This window comes from Pseudoalteromonas sp. T1lg21 (assembly GCF_002964625.1).
Taxonomy (GTDB): Bacteria; Pseudomonadota; Gammaproteobacteria; order Enterobacterales; family Alteromonadaceae; genus Pseudoalteromonas; species Pseudoalteromonas gelatinilytica.
The window spans coordinates 718,268-740,671 of the sequence record NZ_PQBX01000056.1 but is presented as its reverse complement, the minus strand read 5'-3'; the positions used below and the strand labels follow the sequence as shown (position 1 = coordinate 740,671).

Below are 22,404 nucleotides of genomic sequence, written 5' to 3'. Positions count from 1 at the left end.
ATAGGCGAATTGATATGAATACATACAAAAAAGCCGTGTTTGTTTTCACAAACACGGCTTCTATCTTTGTTATCTCGTAACTCGTAACTCGTAACTCGTTTACAGCTTCTTAAACTTTAAACGCATCGACCGATAAACGTAGTTCTTCTGCTAACTTATCAACTTCTGAACTTGAAATATTGGTTTGGTTTGCGCCCTCAGCTGTTTGCTCTGCAATTGCCACAATCGACTCTAAGCGTTCGCTAATTTCTTGTGATACTTGTTGCTGTTCGTGAGCGGCTGTTGAGATCTCTTCACTTACATTATGAGCTTGTGCAACGGCTGCAGTGATTGAATCAAGGGCTGTATTGGCAAGGTCTGATTGCTCAACACACGACTCAGCTTGTTGCTTACCTTTCGACATCGCCGATACAGCAGCCTCAGCGCCAACCTGAAGTGATTCAATCATAGCTTGGATCTCTTGGGTCGACTCTTGAGTCTTGCTTGCTAAAGAGCGAACCTCGTCAGCTACAACAGCGAAGCCTCGACCTTGTTCGCCAGCACGTGCAGCTTCAATTGCAGCATTAAGCGCAAGTAGGTTAGTTTGCTCTGCAATGCCACGAATAACATCTAAGATACCGCCAATTGATGCGCTGTCTTTATGTAGTTGATTGATAACTTGTGATGCATCATCAACTTCACGGGCAAGTTGTTCAATGGTTGCTTTATTTTGTGAAGAAATACCTTTAACACGGTCTGCTTCTTTATCCGCGTTTTTAATTTCACTCAGCGCTTGTTGAGCACTGCTGCTTACCGCTTGTGATGTACTGCTCATTTCAGTGGTTGCAGTTGCAGCTTGTTCAACTTGTGCTTGTTGATTACGAATCGCCTGGCTTGACTCTTCAGTGATTGCAGAAGTTTCCTCAGAAGCCGCAGCAAGCTGTGTAGAGCGAGAAATAATACCTTGAATAAGCGTACGCAAACTTTCGATGAGTGTATTACAGCTTCGTGATAACTCACCAAACTCATCTTTAGCTGAATCATCTAGGCGTTGAGTCATGTCACCGCTAGCAACAATATCAAGAATACGGTTTACTTCAGACAGAGGTTTAGTAATACGGTTTACAGTAATCGCCGCCACTGCAATAGCAATTAAAGTCGCGATAACCATGGCAATCCAAGTCCAAATAGTCGCCGTTGATACATTGCCGCTTACATCTTGCTGTAAGTCAAAGGCAAGGACAGTTGCTTGATCAACAAGCTCTTTAAGTTGTTTTAGGGCTTCGGTCGTTGATTTTTCTGCATTGGCTAGTTCAGATTCAGTTTGTGCAATTGCATCAATTAGGCGTTTTTTATTTGCAGATAAACTGTTGTTGCCGCGCACGTTATTGGCAAGGCTTTCAAAATAACCATTTAGGTCATTATATAAGTCAGCATTATTATCAATGATAGCTGGGCGGATAAGGCCAAGGCTTCGTTCAACTTCTTCCAAGTAGTAAACTTGCTCGTTTTTAACAATATCTAACGTGTTAAGGGTTTTAACCGTTAACATATCGGTACTATTAGTGACGACTGACTGGAAGTTGTTTTCCATGTTGTTAGCAGCTTGATAAGCACGTGAGTGGTTTTCTTCAAGGCCATCAATATCAATGATATCTAGCACAACTGAGTTAGCATCTTCAGCGCTGATCTCGATACTTTCAAGCTGCGTGCGTAGCGTTTTATTCAGTTCTAGCTGAGTTTGTTTATCTGCGAAAAGGTTATCAACAGATTTAGCAAAACGTTTATAAGTTTGTTCAACTTCTTGGCTGCTTTGTTTCAGTTTAGGATCGTTACTCACTATCTGCTGTAGCTCTTGATAAGAGCTATCGTAACGCTTTTTCTGTTCAGTAAAATTCTTGCGAAGAGCCGCTAACTCATCTTGTGATGTGGTGTAAAAGCTGGCTTGTGCCGATTTACTCATCAAAATGAATTCAACCTGCAACTCATAACTTTTATCGAGAGCCGGTAATGACAGCTGATTAACTCGCTGCGTTGATTGATCAATGTTGGTAATTCTGATCAACGAGTTACCACCAATAAATAGCAGGAGTAACGTAATAACAATAAAGCCACCCCAAATACGCTGTCTAACGGTTAAGTTCATATGTAATTCCAGAAAATAGTACTAATCAACACTTATCGGCAAGGTTGCCAATTAGTTAAGTATTTAAATTTAATTAGCTTTAAATTAAATTAACTTTAATTGTTATAAATCTAACAGATGTTCAGCTATTTTTCAGTTTATTTAGATAAAAGAGTGGGATTTTTCGACAAAACAGCCTTTTTGGCTGAGTTCCATGAGTGTCATAGCACCTCCCCATACACAGCCGGTGTCGAGAGCGTGAATATTTTTAGCTTTAACTTTACCTTCTAAAGCAGCCCAATGACCAAATGTGATTTGTTGTTTGAGCTTACTAATGTTCGGATGCTCGAACCAAGGGATTATTGAGCTATCTTCACTAATGCTGGTTTTGTTACTGAAATCGAGTTCACCAAGCAAATTAACAAAGCGCATGCGCGTGAAGTAATTAACGATATAACGAAATTTAGCCTCGTTAGGTAATGTTGATTGCCATTCTAATGGATGGGGGTCATACATATTGGCAAAGTAATGACTTGCATCAGCACCTTGATAGCAACGCTCTGCAAAGCGAGCACGCTTTAGTGCTTTTTTTATCGACCAATTAGGGTTTAAGCCAGCATGGCTAATGAGCATGTCATAGCGTTCAAGCCAAATAGCTAATGGCTGTTGTTGCAAAAAGTGAATATATTCAGCGCGTTTTGGGCTATTAAAAACATCAGCAAGTTTATCTTTTGGGTTTGCTGGTTTATTTAGATAATGACAAGCAATAAGGTGTAAATCATGATTACCAAGGGTAATACTGACACTGCCTTGCATTGTATATAGGTGCTCGAGGCAGGCGAGTGAATCAGGGCCTCGAGCGACAATATCGCCGACTAAGTAAAGATGATCTTGGCTTGGGTTAAAATCGATACGTTTTAAGAGCGTATCAAATTCACTATAACAGCCCTGTAAGTCACCAATTGCGTAGTCAGCCATTGTTACCTAGTGCAAAATGTTTGGACGGGCTAAACGAAACACCTCGATTGGTGCTTCAAATTCAGTACCAAACTCGTTGCGCATGGTGTAGTGGCCTTGCATAGTCCCTACAGGGGTATCAAGTACCGCACCGCTGGTGTATTTGTAACTTTCACCAGGGGCAATGGTCGGTGTTTCACCAACAACGCCTTCACCTTGTACTTCCACTTCTTTGCCGTTGGCATCGGTAATTAACCAGTAACGACTCAAAAGCTTAGCACTACATAAACTGTGGTTTTTTATGGTGATTGAGTAAGCAAAAACGTATTTATCTTGTTCAGGCTCTGATTGACCTTCTACATAGAAGGTCTCAACCGACACCTTAATTGGAGAACCTAAATTACTGCTTGTTGTCATAAATCCAATTAGCTATATCAATAAATTGTTGTAAAGACAGGCTTTCTGCACGAAGAGTGATATCAATACCGATACCTGTTAGCTCTTCAGCTGTAAGCAAGTTAGCTAAGCTGTTACGCAGTGTCTTACGGCGTTGATTAAATGCTTCTAAACATACCGTATTTAATAGTTTAGTGCTTTTAGCTGTGCGTTGCTCTGGCTTTTTCGGGATCAAGCGAATAACCGCTGAATCAACTTTAGGAGCTGGCTTAAAACACTCTGGTGGCACATCAATTACTGGCATTGCGTGGCAGTAATATTGTGTCATTACACTTAAACGGCCAAACGCTTTACTACCCGGGCCTGCTACCATACGCTTGACCACTTCTTTTTGTAGCATAAAGTGCATATGCTCAACGTTATCTGCGAACTCAAATAAATGGAATAGCAGTGGGGTCGATACGTTATAAGGTAAGTTACCAAAAATCTTTAATTTTTCGCCAGACTTGATCAGAGTGCTAAAATCAAACTTCATTGCATCGCCTTGATGCACCGTTAATTTTGGCCCTAAGAATGGGTGGCTTGTTAAACGTTCTGCTAAGTCTTTATCTAGCTCAACAACAGTTAGGTGGCCACTTAAATCAGCGACTGGCTCAGTGATTGCACCAAGACCCGGGCCGATTTCTACTAAATTGTCTTCAGGTTTAGGATCGATAGCCGTGACGATTTTGTCGATGATCATGTCATCGTTTAAAAAGTTTTGACCAAAACGCTTACGTGCGCGGTGTCCTAAATGTACTTTATCTGTCATTGATTCTGTGCTTTTTCATGGGCGAGCTTAATTGCTTCGCGGATCGCTAATTCAAAACTACCTACATCAGCAGTACCCGTGCCGGCTAAATCGAGCGCCGTACCATGGTCTACTGAGGTGCGAATAAATGGCAGGCCAAGGGTGATGTTGACCGAATTGCCGAAACCTTTGTATTTTAGCACAGGTAATCCCTGATCGTGATACATTGCTAGCACTGCATCTGCTTGCGAAAGGTATTTATCTTGAAAAAGGGTATCAGCAGGCAATGGTCCAATTAAGTTCATGCCTTGGTTATTTAACAGCTCTAACGTTGGCGCTATGGTATCAATTTCTTCAGTGCCTAAATGACCATCTTCGCCAGCATGTGGATTGAGGCCACAGACGAGGATACGTGGTTTTTCAATACCAAACTTAGTTTGCAAGTCATGGTTTAAAATAGTGGCAACTTTACTTAAACGCTCAACGGTGATTGCGCGCGATACGTAAGCAAGCGGTATGTGCGTCGTGACAAGTGCTACGCGCAAGCCTTCGGTTGCTAACAACATCACGACATCAGCAGTATTCGATTGCTGTGCAAAATACTCAGTGTGACCGCTGAATGAGATACCTGCTTTGTTGATAATTCCTTTATGTACTGGGCCTGTAACAACTGCGGCAAAGGTACCGTCCATATTTTTTTCACTGGCGATACGCAGTGTATCTAGTACATATTGACCATTGGTGTCATTTAGTACACCTACTTCAACGTTTGTGCCTAAATCTACTTGGTGTAAGTAAACACTGCCAGCAGGCGCAATACTAGGCGCTTGGCTATCATCGAAGTCAATTAAGTTAATGTCTAAGCCAAGCAACTTGGCACGCTGTTTTAACAGCGCACCATCAGCAATCACCACCAGTTGGGCATCCCACTGGTGCTGCGCTAACTTGATAAGTAAATCAGGGCCAATACCGGCTGGCTCTCCTGGGGTAATTGCAATTCTAATGGTCATAATTTTTATTCTGTTGGGAAAATATCAACGTGTGCTTGCTCACGCATTTCTTGCTGCCAGTTGAAACTTTCTTCTTTAAATTTACGATTAAACAGGAGTTGGTGAGCGCGGTTACGCTTAGCTTGCTCTGTTTTATCTGCTACACGCTTATCAAGTAGCTGTACAATGTGCCAACCAAACTGTGTTCTGAACGGCTCACTGATTTCATTTTTTTCTAGCGAAAGCAGAGTATTTTTGAACTCTGGTACATAAGTACTTGGGTCTGTCCAATCGTACTCACCGCCTTTTAATGCAGATCCTGGATCTTCAGAGTACTCTTTAGCAAGCTCAGCAAAGTCAGCCTTACCTTCACGAAGGTCTTTTGCAAAGCCTTTAAGCATGTCACGGGCTTTTTCTTCGCTTAAAATAATTGATGGTTTTATTAGGATATGACGAGAGCGAACCTCTGTTGTTTCAACTACTTGACGACCACGAATATCCTGAACTTTAATGATATGGAAACCAGCGCCTGAGCGAAGCGGGCCAACGATATCATCTTTTTTATGGCCTTTAACTGCCTCAGCGAATAGTGATGGCATTTCGTTTATGCTCATCCAACCAAGCTGACCACCTTCAAGTGCTTTTGAACCGCTAGAAGATGAAATAGCAATGCGTTTAAACTCTTTGCCTTCTTTTAAAAATTCGATAACTTTATCCGCGCGAGTTTTGGCACTAGCGATCTCTTCAGCTGTCGCATCTCCTGGAATATCAATTAAGATGTGGCCAATATCATATTCTTCAGCATTCTTGCCTTGTGTTTCCATAATTTTTAAAAGGTTATCAATCTCTTGTTCACTAATATATATACGGCGATCGACATTCATACGAGTAACTTGCTGCGTGGTAATTTCTTTACGGATTTCCTCACGGTAGGCAGGATAACTGTCTCCAGCAGCTTCAATTGTACGACGTAAATCAGCAATTGTACCGCCTTGCTCGCGCGCCATGTTTTCTAGCGTTTGGTCTAACTGAGAGTCTGAAATTTCTAGGCCCATTCTTGATGCAAGTTGCATCATTAATTCTTGACTAACTAAACGTTCAATCGCTTGAATACGAAGCGTGTCATCAGAAGGTAATTCTTGACCTTGCTCTGCAGCTTGAGTTTTTACTCGGTTGATTATGGTATCTACTTCACTTTGTAAAATAACACCTTGGTTAACTACACCAACGACTTTGTCGATTTCGACAGGTTTTGCGAAAACGCTTTGGCAAAGGCCAACTGTTAATAATGCAGATGCAAATAATTTTTTTAAATTCATACTTTTTCTAATACTCTTGCTAATAGTACTGCGGTACTAGTTATTAAGAAAATACGGTCTACGATAGCCAAAAATACCTTGTTGTAATAATTTTTGTGCATCATAACGGCTTTTACTTCCAAGCCCTTTTAATACGATATTGAAGCCAATACTGGTATCAAAGGTTGCTTGCTCTTGACCAATCGCCTGGTTCAAATCTGTTTCGATTTGACGACGGCCTGTGATTTGAAACGCCCAACAGCACGATTCATACTGAAGACCGCTGAAAACCTCAATACTACGACCACTTTCTAAATCGCGGTGATAGCTGCCAACAAACTGCCAATCTTGCGATAGCGGAATGCTAGTAAATAGACCAACTTGCTCGATTGTATTGCCTGAGACATCATTTGCATAGCGATGGTTCAATTGCACGAGCTGTTTATCGTCACCTTTATAATCTAAGGTGATATTTGATTGAATAATTTCTTTACCATCAGTGTCGTATTGAATACCACCTGATAAATACCAGCGACGGTGCCAATGTAACATGGTTTGCGCTGCGAACAAGGCATTGTAGTTAGTATCAACATTAATACCTTGTGATGTAGGTTTAGCATCATCACTTAAATAGAATATTTGGCCAGCGCTGAAATTAAATACTTCTTCGTTTTCACTGCTAAACAGGCGAGTTGTCGCACCTAACGTAAATTGGTTCGCAGTGGCAATGCGGTCGATGCTTGAGAATCGACGGTCTCTAAATAAACCAAAAAAGTCGTCTTGTAATTTTGTTGTATCGTAAAGGCCAATGTTTGATTGGTCTTTATTAGGGGTGTACAAGTACTGAATTTGTGGTTCAAGTGTTTGAATACCATCTTTAAAGAAAAACGCAGTTTCACGCTCAAAATTTAATTGGCTGTATAATCGCACTTTTGGCAGGGTACGGGTGACTTTTTCGTCGTAGTCGGTACCTGTTAAATCACCATGCTGATTATATTCTGTATGCAGTAAACTGAATTCAGATAAAAACGACCAGGCATATTCTTGATAACCAAAACTTGCTTTCGGTTCTATGTGAACACGGCTTGCTTCATCAATGACGGCATCATCATTCGTGAAGTAGCTAAGCTCACCATCTAAGGTTAAATCAACGCCATAAAAGTTATAGGCATCAGTTTGCGAAAAGCTAATTTGTGGCAGCGCCGCGTATGATTCGCGGTGATCACCAAGCACTTCAAAACTTTGCAACTTGATATTAGTACGCCAAGTGTCACCTAAGTGGGAGAGTGAACCTGTGCGGTATAACTGAGTGTCTGTACGGGTCGCATAACCAGAATTTAAATCGGTTAAGTAGTTATCATCACTAACGTTAGTAATATCGATATTACCGCGCCAGTTCTCACCAAAGTAGCTTTGCTGCTGCCAATGGAATAGATAACGCGAGTCAACATTTGGCTCTTCATCATCTTTATCTAAGTATTCAACGGCAATGAGACCGTTGTTTTGCTCAGTTAAATAACGAAACTCACCAATCATTTGTAAGCCGCGCTTCGACATATAGCGAGGCGTAATGGTGGCGTCGTAATTAGGTGCAATATTCCAATAATACGGAGTGATAGTTTCAATACCGTAGCGACCAGAACTTGAGAAATTAGGTGTTAATAAACCTGATTTACGGCGGTCATCTAACGGAAACGTAAAATAGGGAATATAAAGCACGGGCGTATCAAATACTCGTAATACGGTATTGTGGGTTTCGCCCCAGCCATCTTCACTTGATAAGTCAATTTCGTCAGCTTCGATTGCCCACACCGGTGTTTCGCCGGGGCAGGTAGTAAAGCTTGCGTTCATCAGGTTTAGGCCAGACTCGTTGACTGTTAGTTTTTCTGCGCCACCATGACCTAGTTGGTCGGTGAGCTTATAATCAGCACCAAGCAAGCTTAATTCAGAATTATTTAAATCCGCATTGAGCCCAGAGCTATTAATTTGGCTTACTTTATCGCGATAAACGATAGGGCCGGTTGCATTAAGTAACCCACGTTGTTTGTCAATCAGTGCACTTTGTGCGGACAAATTCATCGTTAGGGTGTTAATATCTACATTACCGGTAAATTCTGCGCTTTGGGTACCCAATAGTTCAATATCATCGGATTTGATATCGATCATATTAAGTTCAAGGCCAGGGAGCGGTTGCCAAGCTCTGGTTTGCATTGAAGTGCCACAAAAATTGTGTGTCAGTTCAGTTTCGGCGAACGATGGTGCGCTAAGTACGCTTAGCATCATTATGCCCCAGGTTTTGCTCATTTAATGACCTTAATGCTCTTTGGTTGGATATAAGCTAGACATAATAAAGGAAAACAATGGCAAATACAGTAATTGACTTAGTGAAAAATAGATATCTTACTAAATGAATCGTTATAAAAGTTTACAGCAGTTTTTAAATCCTCACTTTAAAGAGGATGAATATCAATTAGCCGCCATCACTGGGGATGCGAGTTTTCGCCGTTATTTCCGTGTAAATACAGGTGATCAAAGCTATATTGTCATGGACTCAGATCCAGACAAACTAGATAACACACCTTATATAGAACTTAACAAAGTATTTTCTCAGCATGGGTTTAAATTACCAAAAATTCTTCAGGCAGATGAAAAGCAAGGCTTCTTCTTGCTGAGTGATTTAGGCAATACTCATTTGGCTGATTTACTGGGCGACGAAGACCGCACTTTACACTACAAACATCTAATAAAGTTAAGTGCACAGTGGGCGCAAATCCCGCCTGCCCAATATATGAAAGTATTTGATGGCGATTTTTTACAGTTTGAGCTAAGCATTTTTAGAGATTGGTTAGTCGATAACTTTATTGGTGAGCAACTCTCTGCTGATGAGCAGCAAATGTGGCAACAAGCCTGTGAGTTATTAATTAATAATGCGCTTGAGCAACCAATTGTTACGGTGCACCGAGACTTCCATAGCCGCAATATTATGCGCACAGGGCAGCAATGGGCAATCATCGATTATCAAGATGCCGTACAAGGGCCGGTGTGTTATGACCTTGTTTCGTTATTAAGAGATTGCTATTTCAAGCTACCAGAGCAAGAACTCGACTACCTTTTACATTACGCTTATGACGAATTTAGCGAGCAGCAGCTATTGCAAGACACCTCATTTGCGATGTTTAAACGTTGGTTTGACTTAACCGGCGTGCAGCGTCACTTAAAAGCTGCGGGCATATTTTGCCGCTTAAAATTACGTGACGGTAAGTCTGGCTATTTGAATAATGTGCTGCCAACCCTTACGTACATCAGTAATGTCAGTAAAGAATACCCAGAGTTAACAGCCCTTGGTCAGTGGATAGAGCAGACAATTATTCCACAGACCAAGCAGCGTTTAACGAAAGAGTCGAAATGAAAGCAATGATCCTAGCGGCAGGGCGTGGTAAACGCATGATGCCGCTAACCGAAACGCAACCAAAGCCGATGCTAAAGATTAACGGCAAGCCACTATTAGAGCATCATATTAATAACTTACGTCAAGCCGGGGTTACCGATATTGTTATTAACCTTGCCTGGCAGGGCGACAAAATAACAGAGTATTTCGGTGATGGTTCGCAGTTTGGTGTATCGATCACTTACAGCCAAGAGCAGGCTGGGGGGCTTGAAACCGCTGGTGGTATCATTCAAGCATTGCCGTTATTGGGTGAGCAATTTATTGTTATCAATGGTGATGTGTTTACTGATTACGATGTGACTTCGTTAATGCAGTTGCACCTGCAAGTCGGTGAGGCGCATATTGTCCTTGTTGAAAATCCTGCGCATAATCCTGATGGTGATTTTGCGCTGAGTCATCTAAGCCCTGATAGTCAAAAGTATACTTTTTCCGGTATAAGTCGTTATCATGCTGATTTCTTTAAAGGTCTCAGCACTGGTATTCGTCCACTTGGGCCTATTTTGCGAGAAAAGCTCAGTGAGCATCAGGTTTCGACTGAACTTTATTTAGGTCAGTGGGATGACATTGGCACACCAGCCAGACTCGACGAAATCAATCAGCGTTTCGCTGTGTAATAACAACAGAGGTTTGCCAAATTATGTGGGGAAAAGTACTCGGTTTTTGTTTTGGCTTTATGTTTGGCAAATTTATAGGAGCCTTACTGGGTCTTTACCTAGGCCATATGTTCGATCGCAGCTTAAAACAAGATTTTGATAAAGCCGGTGGTTTCTCTGGTTTGTTTAAAGGCGATGATATTAACGAACGCCAAGCACTTTTCTTTTCGAGCTGTTTTGCAGTGATGGGGCATATTGCCAAATCAAATGGCCGTGTTAGTGAAACGCATATTCGTGCTGCCAGTGTCTTTATGGACGAAATGGGGCTCTCAGGCGATGAGCGTCGCGAAGCACAAGATGCCTTTCGTAGTGGTAAAGAAGCTGACTTTTCACTAAAAGAAACGGTTCATGACTTTAAAGAGCGCTTTGCTCGACGTCATGATTTATTGCAACTATTCCTTGAAATACAAATTCAAATGGCCTTTTCTGATGGTCACCTTGCAGAGCAAGAAAAGCAGCTTTTGCAAGAGGTGAGCAAGCAGTTAGGTATTTCGCGTACGCAGTTTGCAATTTTATTAAAACGTTACCAAGCCGAATTTGCATTTCGCCAGCAACAGCAACGTTTTTATGAACAGCAGCGTCAACAAAGCCAGCAAAATCGCAGCACCCATAGTGAAGAACGTGGTCATCGTGTGCCACCTAATAATGCGATGAATCGCGCCCAAGCATTAGCCCTTTTAGGCTTAAACAGTGATGCATCGGCACGAGATATTAAAGTAGCTTATCGAAAACTCATGGCTCAACATCACCCCGATAAGCTGGTATCACAAGGTCTACCAAAACATATGATGGAAGTTGCGGTAAAGAAAAGCCAAGATATTCAAGCGGCTTACGAGTATTTAAAAAAGGCGGCGTAAAAAGCCGTCTACTTCTTTGAGCAGCCGCTGATGCTGCTCAGGCTCTGAAGGAACACCAAATAACTCTCTTTGTCGGTAGTCATATTTAGCGTGTTTTCTTACCCAGCGTTTTCTGTCTTTTACACTTTGCAGCGTGTCAGGGTTACCCTCACTATAAAAAATATCCAGTAGCGGTGGGCTGATAGTCGAAAGCGTGGCATTGAGATGCTGGTTACGAACACTGTTAGGTAAATAACTACCTAGGCTAATAAAAGCGTTTAATTCGTTATTTGGAAAGCTAGCATAATGCTCAATCAATAGCCCCGCACTGGCACCTTGCGCCACGACAATAATATTGCCACCTTCATCCATGGCACTGTTATACAAGGCATTGAATCTGGCAATTAGCTTTAATTTATAATCATCAAGCACGGCTTCACTAATATTAGGTTCACCTGTAACAAAGTGAGGCGCTTGTTGTGTTTCGGCTAGTGGAGCAGGAGCTGCTTGTTCATCACTTTGTGTCGTAGATTCAGTTTTAGAGCTTTCTGATGGCTTAGGCGTTGCCATATCAGCAGGGTGCCAATCAATGTCAGGCATGGTCATGGCAAGTGTTGCATAGCCAATTTCGTTTAACTGCTTACGCAAAAAGTTAATACCGGCATTATTAGTGGGTAGGTGCTGCCAATCAGGAATAATGAGCACAATCCCGCGTTGGCTTGCTGCCATCGATTGACGATATAAGCTAATGAACTCATCTTCACCGGCAAGCAGAGTACGTACTTCATCACTTGGTAAAAAGCGTTGAATATCGTTAGTGACCAAGCTTGACCAAGGGGTCGGTTTAATAAAATCGGCAGCATTCACATTGCCCATCAACGCAAAACAGGCTGCGTAAGCTAAGCGATGTGCGGGTTTTAAATTCATGCCGATATTACCTGAGTCTTTAATTAAATCAGTGATTAATTAACTATCGGCAGTCTTTATTAAATATTTAGCGAATTGTCTTAAAACTCAGGAGCAGCTTCAAAAATCAGTGTTTCGCCGCTGACTGGGTGAGCTAAAGTTAGCATTTCGGCATGCAGTTGTAAGCGAGGAGCCATGGCAAATGCCTCGGGATGCGCATACAACTTATCGCCTAAAATAGGGTGACCTAATGACAGCATGTGCACACGTAGTTGGTGAGAACGCCCAGTAATAGGGGTCAGCTCGACACGAGTTGCATCCTGTTCACGCTCAAGCACTTTAAAGTGGGTTAATGACGGTTTGCCATTGTCGTGATCAACCATTTGCTTTGGGCGGTTCGGCCAATCACAAATAAGTGGCAAATCTACCGATCCTGTTTGTTGCTCAAGCTTACCAAATACACGAGCAATGTAGCGTTTCGCGGTTTTTCTATCTTGAAATTGAATGCTTAAATTACGATGCGCTTCTTTGTGCATGGCTAAGCAAATAATGCCAGAGGTTGCCATATCTAAGCGATGAACAATTTTCGCAGTTGGAAATACACGATTAACGCGTGAAATAAGACAATCGGCGTGTTTCGGATCTTTTCCCGGCACAGTAAGTAAACCACTTGGTTTATTCACAATAAGTAGGTCATCGTCTTGATAAACAATACTTAAATAAGGTGTCATTGGGGGATTATAATTGAGTAACACAGCCAGCCTCGATGATATGCAAGGGCGCTATTTTAAAGGAGTATGAGCGCATACACAATGCCAGTGCAGGTTTTCGAGTATATGCTAACGAGTCGGACTCTCTTTATTTCGGCTTGTTGTAGTTAGCGTAAAAAACGCGATGTGAAAGCACATCGCGTTTTTTGCAGACGTATAAAAATCTTAATCTTTACTACTTATGATAGCTTAAGCACGTTTCCACTTCGTTCTTCGAGCCTAAGATCACCGCAACACGTTGGTGAATTGCATCGGGTTGAATGTCCATGATGCGCTCATCAAGTAGTAAAATGTTGGGCAGCTCGTTACACCAGCAGGCATTAATTTTATCGGCTTGGCAGTGAATGGTTGCTTTGCATAATGAGCAAGTAATGGTTTTCATTTAGTAAAAAGATGCTTTGAGATTGAAAGGTAAGCATAGCAAATATATTGAATAGGAAATTAATTATATTTGTACCTATATTTTGACTAAAATATTTGGTGTATGTATATTGAGCATTCTATTTTAAAAAGGAAATTTAATATGAAAATAAATTTAAAGTCCCTATTTTGTATCTCATTAGTTTTTTCTTCATACAATTCTATGGGATTAGAATTAAGGCCTATGGCAGGTTTTGAAGACACAGGCCCCATAGATTACAGTCAGGCAGTTTCTTGTCTTGATTATATCGGTGCTAATAGGAATGATGATTTAGGCATAAGAAATTGCATCATAGACAAGCCAAGTCAGGAGTGGTTTTTTACTGAGTGGTTTGATGGTAGTTATAGGATTGAAAATGGAGAGGGTGGCTGCTTAGATGATCTCTATGGTAGCAAGTATGTTGGAGTTTGGGGGAAATGCCATACGAAAAGTAACCAGAAATGGAGGTTAATTAAAAATGATGCAAGTTCTACCTACTTGATTAAATCAGAAGAAGGAAATTGTTTAGATTTAGGTGACAATGGAAAGTTATATGCTTGGAAGTGCCATGGTAAACTTAATCAAAAATGGTTAATTACTGACGGTGGTTATATAATTACCGACTTTTAATTGATTATTGCCTATTGGTATATGATCAGCAGGAAACTTCATAAGTCTGAGGTTTCCTGCTCAAATAATCCTTTTCTTACTACTTATGATAGCTTAAGCACGTTTCCACTTCGTTCTTCGAGCCTAAGATCACCGCAACACGTTGGTGAATTGCATCGGGTTGAATGTCCATGATGCGCTCAGTGCCTGTTGAGGCAATACCGCCAGCCTGTTCAATTAACATTGCCATTGGGTTTGCTTCGTATAGTAAACGTAATTTGTTCGGTTTATTTGGATCTTTCGTGTCGGTTGGGTAAGTAAAAATACCACCACGACATAATACACGGTGCACATCACCGACCATTGCAGCAATCCAGCGCATGTTAAAGTTACGACCACGTGGGCCTGTGTCACCAGCAATTAGGTCATTGATGTAATTTTGCATCGCTGGTTGCCAATGACGTTGGTTTGAAGCATTGATTGCAAATTCGCTAGTTTCTTCAGGTACGCTTGCAAAATCTTGCGTTAATAAGAAGGTACCGTGCGTTTTATCTAAGGTGAAAAAGCGTGTGCCTTTGCCGGTTGTTAACGCCAGCACGGTAGATGGGCCATATAATACATAACCCGCTGCAACTTGGTTTTTACCCGGTTGCATAAAAATACTAGGATCAGCCGGATCAGCCCCTTCAGGCGCCGCCATAATTGAGAAAATCGTACCAACGAGTGAGTTGATATCAGTATTTGATGAGCCATCAAGTGGGTCGAATGCAACAATGTAGTTGGCATCTGGATTACCCGCAACGGTGAAGTCCTCTTCTTCAGAGGCAATGGCTTTTACGTAGCCCGATTCTAATAAAATATCTTTTAAAAGTTGGTTAGTTAGAACGTCGAGTTTTTTCTGTGTTTCACCCTGAATGTTTTCGTCTAGGGTTGAGCCTAATACGCCAGATAGGGCGCCTTGACCAACACGAAATGAAATTTCTTTACATGCCGCAAGTACCGTTCTGATCAATGAGATCAGTTCACGAGGGCAACCATCTTCTAACAATACCGGTGGGAGTCTACGCATTCTATTTTCCTGATAACGTTGTAGCCAGACATTTTTAGTGTGAGAGAGAATGTCTTAGCAAGCGCTGAATTTCGTCTTAAATAGCTGATTTTTCTTGGCGGTACTTTATACTGCTTAATACCTATACAGTATTTAAAACGCGAATAACAAAGATAAGATTATGCAAAAAATACCATTACTACGATATCTGCTCTTAGCTGTGCTACTTACTATGATAACTCAAGCACACGCAGCAATTAAGTCTATAAATGATTTTACTGAAAAAATGACTCATTTTTCAGGCTATTTTTCATTTTACTACGACACAGAAAACGGCAAATTGTACCTTGAGGTGGATAAACTCGAGCAACAATTTTTACTACAACAAAGCCTACCTTACGGTGTTGGTTCAAATGATATTGGCTTAGATCGTGGTCAGTTAGGTGACACTCATTTAGTACAGTTTGAGCGTTTTGGCGATAAGGTGATGTTAAAAGCTATCAATACTTATTACCGCGCTAATACTAATAATCTTGCAGAACAACAAAGTATTAAAGAGGCGTTCGCATCGAGTATTTTAGCGGGTTTTAGTGTTGTCGCTCAGTCAGACACTGCGGTACTCGTTGATTACACCCCTTATTTATTAAGCGATGTTCATGGTGTAAGCCGTCGTTTATCGGCAACCGGGCAGGGAAGTTTTAATTTAGATAGCAACCGCAGTGCGGTTTATTTAGCACGTTCAAAAGCGTTTGAAAAAAATACTGAATTAGAAGCCGTGCTTACTTTTCAAGGTAGTAACCCAGGAAAGTATGTTCGCCAAGTGAGCGCAGACCCTTATGCGTTGACAGTACATATGCATCACTCATTAATTGAATTACCTGATGATAACTACACCCCGCGCAAGTTCCACCCTCAAGCAGGTTTTTGGAGCATTGAGCACAAAGATTATGCGGCAGCGCTGGGCGAGTCTATGTATGTGCGTTACATCCCGCGTCATCGTTTAGCGAAAAAAGATCCGAGCTTGCCAATCAGCGAGCCCGTTGAGCCGATTGTTTATTACTTAGATCCGGGCGTACCCGAGCCAGTTAAAACAGCGTTACTTGATGGGGCTAAATGGTGGAATGATGCCTTTAATGAAGCAGGTTATAAGAACGCATTTATCGTTAAAGTGCTCCCTGATGATGCCGACCCTATGGATATTCGCTACAACGTAATTCAATGGGTGCACCGTGCAACACGTGGTTGGTCATACGGTAGCTCCGTGATTGACCCTCGAACTGGCGAAATTATCAAAGGCCATGTGACACTGGGTTCACTTCGTGTACGTCAAGATATCCTAATTGCAGAAGCATTAGCAGCTCCCTATTTTGAAGGCAATGAAGTGGCTAAGCGTTTACAAGCCATGGCACTTGATCGTATTCGTCAATTAAGCGCTCATGAAGTCGGGCATACTTTAGGTATTTCGCATAACTTTGCAGCGTCAGTGGCAGACAGAGCCTCTGTAATGGATTATCCACACCCACTACTGAGCTTTGATGAGCAAGGTAAATTAGATGTAAGCCGAGGCTATGCTGCTGGTATGGGTGTGTGGGACACCCAAGTTATTAAATATGGTTATAGTGATTTCACTAATCAAGATGAAGCACAGCAATTGGCTGCTATTTTAGCTGAGAACAAAAGCAAAGGGTTGGAGTTTATCTCAGACAGTGATGCCCGCGCCCAAGGTGGCGCTCACCCAACTGGGCATTTATGGGATAACGGCAGTTCACCGAGTGATGAGCTAATGCGTGTACTTGATGTTCGTAAACAAGCGCTGACGAGCTTTGGTATTGAGAACATCAAAACGGGCACTGCTTTATCACAATTAGAAGAAATGCTGGTGCCGCTTTATTTGTTCCATCGCTATCAAGTTGAAGCGGCGGTTAAATTAATTGCCGGTGTAAATTACGAATACGAAGTACGCGATGGCTCACAACCAAAAGGGGCGCAGGTTGTTACAAAGCAAACACAACAAGCGGCAGTTGATGCAGTGCTTGCGACACTAAAAGCTGAGAACCTTGTTTTACCTGAGTCGGTATTAGCGCTTATTCCACCAAAAGCGTATGGTGAATCAAAATCACGGGAGAGCATTGTTGGTCGCACAGGCCTCACGCTTGATGCGATGGCGCTGCCAGAGGTTGCTGCAGCACATACCTTGAGCCTACTTTTTAATAGCCAACGCATTAACCGTTTAGCGCAGCAGCAAGCACGAAGCGATGCATTTTATGGTTTAGATGCGCTATTAGCACAAACTTATCAGCAAGTTTTCGAGCAAAAAATTGCTTCTGGGATGGCAGGTAAAATTAGTCAACGTGTGCAACTTTTAACAGCAAAACAATTTGCTGACCTAGTTGCAAGCAATGAGGTAGCACCCGAAGTACAAGCACAGCTTCGTTATTACTTAGCTAAACTTGCAAAGAGTTACCAGCAAGAATCAATGCTAGGCAGTGCATCCGTTGGTAACAGTGCATTTAAGCAATATTTAAGCGAGCAAATCAGTCACTTTTTAGAAAGCGGTGAATGGCCTGCAAACTTTAAAGTACTGCCAATGCCACCAGGCTCACCAATTTAATCCACCTTTCTTTTAAGACGCCTAGCATAGCTAGGCGTTTTACTTGCATAAAATTGGATATTTGCTAATCTAGCGGCCTTCCTTTTTTGTCTTTTTGAGGTGTATATGGCGTTCTTTTCTCGCTCGTTGTTAGCAGCGGCCATTACATTCTCTAGCTTTTCCAGCTACGCAACCCTAGAAAAAAAGCAATGCGATGTAGAGCTAAGCCATGGCTTAATCATCACCGATGATGTCATTCGTATTGTTGATAAAGGTCAAACTCGCGTACAAATCAACAACGATAACCAATTGTTTATACGGGGTTATTGGGTTGATTTAAGCCCTGAAGAAAGCAAAGTTGTGGAGCAGTTCAGTCGAGGGATTAGGCAAACCGTCCCTGAACTTGTTGATCTGGCGACCGATGGTGTAAACCTTGGCTTAAGTGCCATCGAGCAAGTTGTTGAGGGCATGTCAGACAAAGAGCCTGAAGTACTAAAAACTCAGCTGCAATATGTTGAGCGTGCACTGATGGATAAATTTAAGCGTGGTGATGACTTTTTCTTTATTGCCCCGCAGTCACTGTCGAAAATCGATGACTTTTTTACCAAAGAAATCAGTCAAAAAATTCACTCAGCAGTTCACGGTTCACTTGGCGCTATTTTAGTTTCGCTAGGCGATGCTTTTAAATCGCGCGAAGGTAACATCGAAGACCGTATCAATGATATGGGGCAGCGTATGGATATCATCTCAAAAGAAATTGATAAATCACTGCAAAAGAAAGCAGAGCAATTAGAGATGAAGGCCTCAGAGTACTGTGAGTGCTTGAACTCGTTAGATGTCACCGAATCACGATTACAACAAATGGTGCCGGGGATGGCCGATTTTGATTTGGTACAAATAAAGTCTTAATACGAATTTAAAACGAGAAAGCCCAGCAGTTGTTGGGCTTTTTCGTTTTTACTTGTTTGAATTAGCTAAACTTAGCGGTTTCAGTTTCTAAATCGCTAGTAAGGCCTTTGATCAAATCGGTTGCAGTATGAGCCTGATTAGATACATTAGCCGTTTGTGAAGCCGTGTCGGAGATAGTTACGATGCGCTTGGCGGTGTCTTCACCAGCATCAAGCTGTTCTTTTGCAGCAATGGCTATTTGATGGCTCATTTGTGCAATTGCGCTGAGTGAGCTGGCAACCCGTTTTAGTTCTTCATTGGCTTTAGTCGACTTTTCAACGGTTTGTTCGCTGGTACTAATACTAAGCGAAACAGATGATTTGGCATCTTGGGTTGCAGCCTGCAGTTTGCCAATCATATTGCGGATTTCTTCAGTGCTGGTTTGTGTGCGCTGGGCAAGCCCGCGAACTTCATCAGCAACCACTGCAAAACCGCGTCCTTGCTCACCTGCACGGGCAGCTTCTATCGCCGCGTTAAGCGCAAGTAAGTTCGTTTGTTCGGCAATGCCTTGAATAACAGTAAGTACATTTGCGATGTTATTTACTTCATCATCAAGTACTTGAATGTTATTACCAGCGCTGTCAATTTGCTGCTCTAAAAGCGCAATGGTATCAGCAGCCTCGCTAGTTAAGTGGCTAGCACTTTGACCTTGCTGCTCCGCTTCTTGTACTGAGTAAGCCGCTTGCTCAGCATGTTCTACAACGGTTTGTGCTGAGGCTGTTAACTCGGTGATAGCAGAAGCAACCATTTGTGTTTCTTCGTTTAGGCTACGAGTCAGTTTATCGAGCTCAACAGAGCGATATTCGTTATCGACACTTTGGTTTTTTAAGCTATCTGTAACACCTTTAATGCCGCCAACAACGCCACGTAAACCTTGCTGCATGTAATGCATGGCAGCAATAATGCTCTCTGGTGGAGCATCTTGGCGAATATGTGAGTTTAAGTTGCCGCGAGAGACGTTTTTAACAATACCAATTACTTCGTCAATTTCGCCGCCCAAGGCATTGGTGAGCGATGAGCCAAAGCGAGCAATGGCAAAAGTCAGCGCAATGGCTATGAGCATAGATAAGCCCAGCAACCACTTTGCAGTATTCCAATAACGTTCATCAACTTCTTTGGCGCTAATGCCTGTACCAACATACCAGCCAAACAGCGGTGTTTTTTGAACGACAGAAGTTAGATCAACGGTTTCCCCATTACGCACCGAATCCCAGTGATAGGTGATGATTTTTTGGTTGTGTTGCCTACTAGCTTTTCGACCATACGGCCGATGCTGTTGCCGCTAGCATCTTTGAAGTCGTTAAAGCTGGTGCCGTGCAGTTCAGGGTCGTGCGGCGTAGCGACAAAATCTAAGTTGTTGTCGACGACATACACATATTCTGAGTCGTGGTATTTATTTTCTCGAAGTACCTGAATAGCGAGTTTTTTTGCTTGTGCTTCTTCGAGTTGATTGTTTTTAACCATCAACTCAAATTGCTCAACAATATTAGTGGTGCTCTTCATGAGCTGGTTGATACGCGCGATGTTGTCGCTTTCGCTGGCATGGCGTAAAGATTGTAAGCCGAGTAACGCTATCGCAGATAACGCAATAAACATAGCGATAGCAAATAAGGTGATTTTTGTTTTTAAAGCTAATCCTGATAACACAGTCAGCCTCCTTTATTATTTCCCCTGTTAACTTCTACCACGTTTATCTGGTTTTATTAAGGAAAAATGACAGCGTTATCATGATTTTTACTCAAGTACCTATTTAGAGCTTCAGTTCGGCTTCTGTTAGGGCACGATATTCACCGCTTGCAAGGTTTTCATCAAGGGTGATGTCAGCTATTTTTTCACGATGTAATTCAACAACTTTATTACCTACAGCCGCAAGCATCCGCTTAACTTGATGGTATTTACCTTCGCAAATTGAAAGACGTAAGCTGTAGCTTGCAAGTTTTTCAACAATCGCAGGGCGAGTGAGCTCTTTTTCGTTGTGCAATTGCACCCCTTGCTCTAACGCTGCAATCGCTTCATCATCAATAGTGTCTTGAATTTCAACTAAATATGTTTTGAATTTGTTGTGCTTTGGTGCTGTAATTTTATGTGACCAGTCGCCATCATTGGTGATGATCACTAACCCTGTGGTATCGATATCTAAGCGACCTGCAACATGAAAGTCGCTCATATTTGGTTCATCAAGTAAATCAAATACTGTTGGGTGAAGGTCATCTTTGTTGGCACACACATAGCCCGCAGGCTTATTAAGCATGTAGTAGCGCTTACCTAAAAATACCAGAGGCTCGCCTTGCCAGCACACGTCGTCATCTTGGTTGACCGAATAGTCAAATGAGGTGATCACCTCGCCATTAACGGTGGCGTATTTACGTTTGATACCTGCTTTGGTTTTACTGCGAGGTAACTCGGCAATATGGCTGATAAATTTATCTAAACGGCATGGAAATTTCATTGGGATCACATTTTTAGTCGGCTACAATGGCGGCGAGTATAGCGGATACTAGTTACCTATGACAGTACAGCAAGGACAAATATTACAGTATTACCAAGCGCAAATAGCCAAAGGTGATTTGCAAGAAGACCATGCCCAGCGCACAGCGATTAATGCTCTTGATAAACTAGCCTCCGAACTGGCTGCACCAAGCCATTGGTGGCAAAGCACAAAGCCAGTAAAAGGGGTTTATTTATATGGTCCTGTAGGGCGTGGTAAATCCATGTTAATGGACGTGTTTTTTAAGCTTGTTAATATTGACGCTAAGCAGCGTTTGCACTTTCACCATTTTATGAAGCAAGTGCATGAGCGTTTGACTCAGCTGCAAGGGCAGAAAAACCCGCTGACGGTGATTGCTAAGGAGTGGGCAGAGCACATTCGCTTGATTTGTTTTGATGAGTTTTTTGTGTCTGATATTGGCGATGCCATGATCTTAGGTGGCTTATTCAACGCCTTGTTTGAGCAGCAAGTAGTGTTAGTGGCGACCTCAAACTGCCAACCGGAGCAGTTGTATCCTAACGGTTTACAGCGAGCACGATTTTTACCGACAATCGATTTATTAAATGAGTATTGCCATATTTTGAGTGTTGAAGGCGACAAAGATCATCGTTTTCGCTTTGGCAAACAAACCGAACACTACTTTATCGATAACAATGAGGCGCTAACAGAGCGCTTTTTAAAGCAAGAGCAAGCGGTACAAAAGCAAACAACGATAGAAGTTTGCCATCGCAAGCTAAGCTGTATCTTGCTCGCTCAAGACGCCATTATGTTTGATTTTATGGCGCTTTGCTCAGGACCTAGGAGCACCGCGGATTATATTTATTTGGCTGAGCGTTTTCAGCGCGTTTATTTAGTCAATGTGCCGGTCATGGGGCGCGGAGCCACGGGCAAACAAATTGTGCATGGTATTGAAGATAGCTATCAGCGAGAAAAGCAGGATTTACAAGAACACTTTTTAGATGATGAAGCACGGCGCTTTATTGCTTTGGTTGATGAGTTTTATGATCGCAGCCGGTTGCTGGTGATTTCGGCTGAAATGGGTATTAGCGATTTATATCAAGGCCAAAAGCTGGCATTTGAGTATGCGCGTACCGAGTCTCGATTAGTTGAGATGCAAAACTGGTAGAATTCGAAAAGATAAAAGGCGCATTAAAAATGCGCCTTTGTTGTCAGC

General features: G+C 42.1%; 18 protein-coding genes and 3 pseudogenes. 7 read left to right on the top strand and 14 right to left on the bottom strand.

The features are described from left to right. Positions 1 to 109: 109 nt before the first annotated feature. The 7 genes from C2M25_RS13600 to lptD all read right to left on the bottom strand — a co-directional run bounded on the left by C2M25_RS13600 (position 110) and on the right by lptD (position 8,838). Complete coding sequence (locus tag C2M25_RS13600) at positions 110 to 2,125, bottom strand: methyl-accepting chemotaxis protein (protein ID WP_105181337.1); 2,016 nt, start codon at positions 2,123 to 2,125, stop codon at positions 110 to 112. Positions 2,126 to 2,266: 141 nt separating this feature from the next. Then, complete coding sequence (locus C2M25_RS13595) at positions 2,267 to 3,082, bottom strand: symmetrical bis(5'-nucleosyl)-tetraphosphatase (protein ID WP_105181336.1); 816 nt, start codon at positions 3,080 to 3,082, stop codon at positions 2,267 to 2,269. 6 nt (positions 3,083 to 3,088) lie between these two features. After that, complete coding sequence (gene apaG, locus C2M25_RS13590; protein ID WP_054550996.1) at positions 3,089 to 3,478, bottom strand: Co2+/Mg2+ efflux protein ApaG; 390 nt, start codon at positions 3,476 to 3,478, stop codon at positions 3,089 to 3,091. Continuing rightward, positions 3,462 to 4,268 carry a 16S rRNA (adenine(1518)-N(6)/adenine(1519)-N(6))-dimethyltransferase RsmA gene (gene rsmA, locus C2M25_RS13585; protein ID WP_105181335.1) on the bottom strand — a complete coding sequence of 269 codons (807 nt, stop codon included), beginning with the start codon at positions 4,266 to 4,268 and terminating at the stop codon, positions 3,462 to 3,464. Before rsmA ends, apaG begins: the two co-directional genes overlap by 17 nt. Then, the gene (pdxA, locus tag C2M25_RS13580) at positions 4,265 to 5,257 is read right to left on the bottom strand and encodes a 4-hydroxythreonine-4-phosphate dehydrogenase PdxA (protein WP_105181334.1); all 993 of its coding nucleotides are present in this window, start codon (positions 5,255 to 5,257) and stop codon (positions 4,265 to 4,267) included. Before pdxA ends, rsmA begins: the two co-directional genes overlap by 4 nt. 5 nt (positions 5,258 to 5,262) lie before the next feature. Then, positions 5,263 to 6,555 carry a peptidylprolyl isomerase SurA gene (surA, locus tag C2M25_RS13575; RefSeq protein ID WP_105181333.1) on the bottom strand — a complete coding sequence of 431 codons (1,293 nt, stop codon included), beginning with the start codon at positions 6,553 to 6,555 and terminating at the stop codon, positions 5,263 to 5,265. A 36-nt stretch (positions 6,556 to 6,591) separates the two neighbouring features. Beyond that, positions 6,592 to 8,838, bottom strand: coding sequence for an LPS assembly protein LptD (lptD, locus tag C2M25_RS13570; protein ID WP_105181332.1), 2,247 nt, complete (start codon positions 8,836 to 8,838; stop codon positions 6,592 to 6,594). A gap of 103 nt (positions 8,839 to 8,941) precedes the next feature. Here lptD and C2M25_RS13565 point away from each other — a divergent pair, with 103 nt between their 5' ends. From C2M25_RS13565 to djlA, 3 genes are read left to right on the top strand one after another with little or no spacing between them, the layout of a single operon-like run. After that, positions 8,942 to 9,943 carry an aminoglycoside phosphotransferase family protein gene (locus C2M25_RS13565; RefSeq protein WP_063702980.1) on the top strand — a complete coding sequence of 334 codons (1,002 nt, stop codon included), beginning with the start codon at positions 8,942 to 8,944 and terminating at the stop codon, positions 9,941 to 9,943. After that, complete coding sequence (gene murU, locus C2M25_RS13560; protein ID WP_105181331.1) at positions 9,940 to 10,596, top strand: N-acetylmuramate alpha-1-phosphate uridylyltransferase MurU; 657 nt, start codon at positions 9,940 to 9,942, stop codon at positions 10,594 to 10,596. Before C2M25_RS13565 ends, murU begins: the two co-directional genes overlap by 4 nt. A gap of 23 nt (positions 10,597 to 10,619) precedes the next feature. After that, a complete protein-coding gene (gene djlA / locus C2M25_RS13555; RefSeq protein ID WP_105181330.1) occupies positions 10,620 to 11,492 on the top strand; it encodes a co-chaperone DjlA in 873 nt (290 codons plus the stop codon). On the opposite strand, the gene C2M25_RS13550 is transcribed toward djlA, so the two are convergent. The 4 genes and pseudogenes from C2M25_RS13550 to C2M25_RS22255 form a co-directional block, all read right to left on the bottom strand. Then, on the bottom strand, positions 11,475 to 12,398 hold the full coding sequence (locus C2M25_RS13550; RefSeq protein ID WP_105181329.1) for a DUF3530 family protein: 924 nt from the start codon (positions 12,396 to 12,398) through the stop codon (positions 11,475 to 11,477). The genes djlA and C2M25_RS13550 overlap by 18 nt on opposite strands. A gap of 80 nt (positions 12,399 to 12,478) precedes the next feature. Then, positions 12,479 to 13,132: a bifunctional tRNA pseudouridine(32) synthase/23S rRNA pseudouridine(746) synthase RluA gene (gene rluA / locus C2M25_RS13545; protein WP_105181328.1), complete on the bottom strand. Its 654-nt coding sequence runs from the start codon at positions 13,130 to 13,132 to the stop codon at positions 12,479 to 12,481. A gap of 190 nt (positions 13,133 to 13,322) precedes the next feature. Next, a pseudogene (locus C2M25_RS13540) lies at positions 13,323 to 13,424 on the bottom strand (class 1 fructose-bisphosphatase); the annotation flags it as partial. A gap of 24 nt (positions 13,425 to 13,448) precedes the next feature. Continuing rightward, positions 13,449 to 13,529 (bottom strand): annotated as a pseudogene (locus tag C2M25_RS22255) (DUF5522 domain-containing protein); the annotation flags it as partial. Between the two features lie 141 nt (positions 13,530 to 13,670). Between C2M25_RS22255 and C2M25_RS13535 the strand changes: the two are divergent. Then, positions 13,671 to 14,177, top strand: coding sequence for an RICIN domain-containing protein (locus C2M25_RS13535; RefSeq protein WP_158679725.1), 507 nt, complete (start codon positions 13,671 to 13,673; stop codon positions 14,175 to 14,177). Positions 14,178 to 14,256: 79 nt separating this feature from the next. Here the strand turns inward: C2M25_RS13535 and C2M25_RS13530 are convergent, their stop codons facing one another. Beyond that, positions 14,257 to 15,225 carry a class 1 fructose-bisphosphatase gene (locus C2M25_RS13530; protein WP_063702990.1) on the bottom strand — a complete coding sequence of 323 codons (969 nt, stop codon included), beginning with the start codon at positions 15,223 to 15,225 and terminating at the stop codon, positions 14,257 to 14,259. A gap of 160 nt (positions 15,226 to 15,385) precedes the next feature. Here C2M25_RS13530 and C2M25_RS13525 point away from each other — a divergent pair, with 160 nt between their 5' ends. Both C2M25_RS13525 and C2M25_RS13520 read left to right on the top strand, forming a co-directional pair. After that, positions 15,386 to 17,815, top strand: coding sequence for a zinc-dependent metalloprotease (locus tag C2M25_RS13525; protein ID WP_105181326.1), 2,430 nt, complete (start codon positions 15,386 to 15,388; stop codon positions 17,813 to 17,815). Between the two features lie 105 nt (positions 17,816 to 17,920). Further along, positions 17,921 to 18,703 (top strand): YggN family protein, encoded by a 783-nt coding sequence (locus C2M25_RS13520; RefSeq protein ID WP_063702994.1) that lies wholly within the window; start codon positions 17,921 to 17,923, stop codon positions 18,701 to 18,703. Positions 18,704 to 18,764: 61 nt separating this feature from the next. Here the strand turns inward: C2M25_RS13520 and C2M25_RS13515 are convergent. Continuing rightward, positions 18,765 to 20,338: pseudogene (locus tag C2M25_RS13515) on the bottom strand (methyl-accepting chemotaxis protein). Positions 20,339 to 20,492: 154 nt separating this feature from the next. Beyond that, positions 20,493 to 21,191, bottom strand: a complete 699-nt coding sequence (gene rsuA / locus C2M25_RS13510; protein WP_105181325.1) for a 16S rRNA pseudouridine(516) synthase RsuA — start codon at positions 21,189 to 21,191, stop codon at positions 20,493 to 20,495. A gap of 58 nt (positions 21,192 to 21,249) precedes the next feature. Between rsuA and zapE the strand changes: the two genes are divergently transcribed. Next, positions 21,250 to 22,356: a cell division protein ZapE gene (gene zapE / locus C2M25_RS13505; RefSeq protein ID WP_105181324.1), complete on the top strand. Its 1,107-nt coding sequence runs from the start codon at positions 21,250 to 21,252 to the stop codon at positions 22,354 to 22,356. The last annotated feature ends 48 nt before the right edge of the window (positions 22,357 to 22,404 follow it).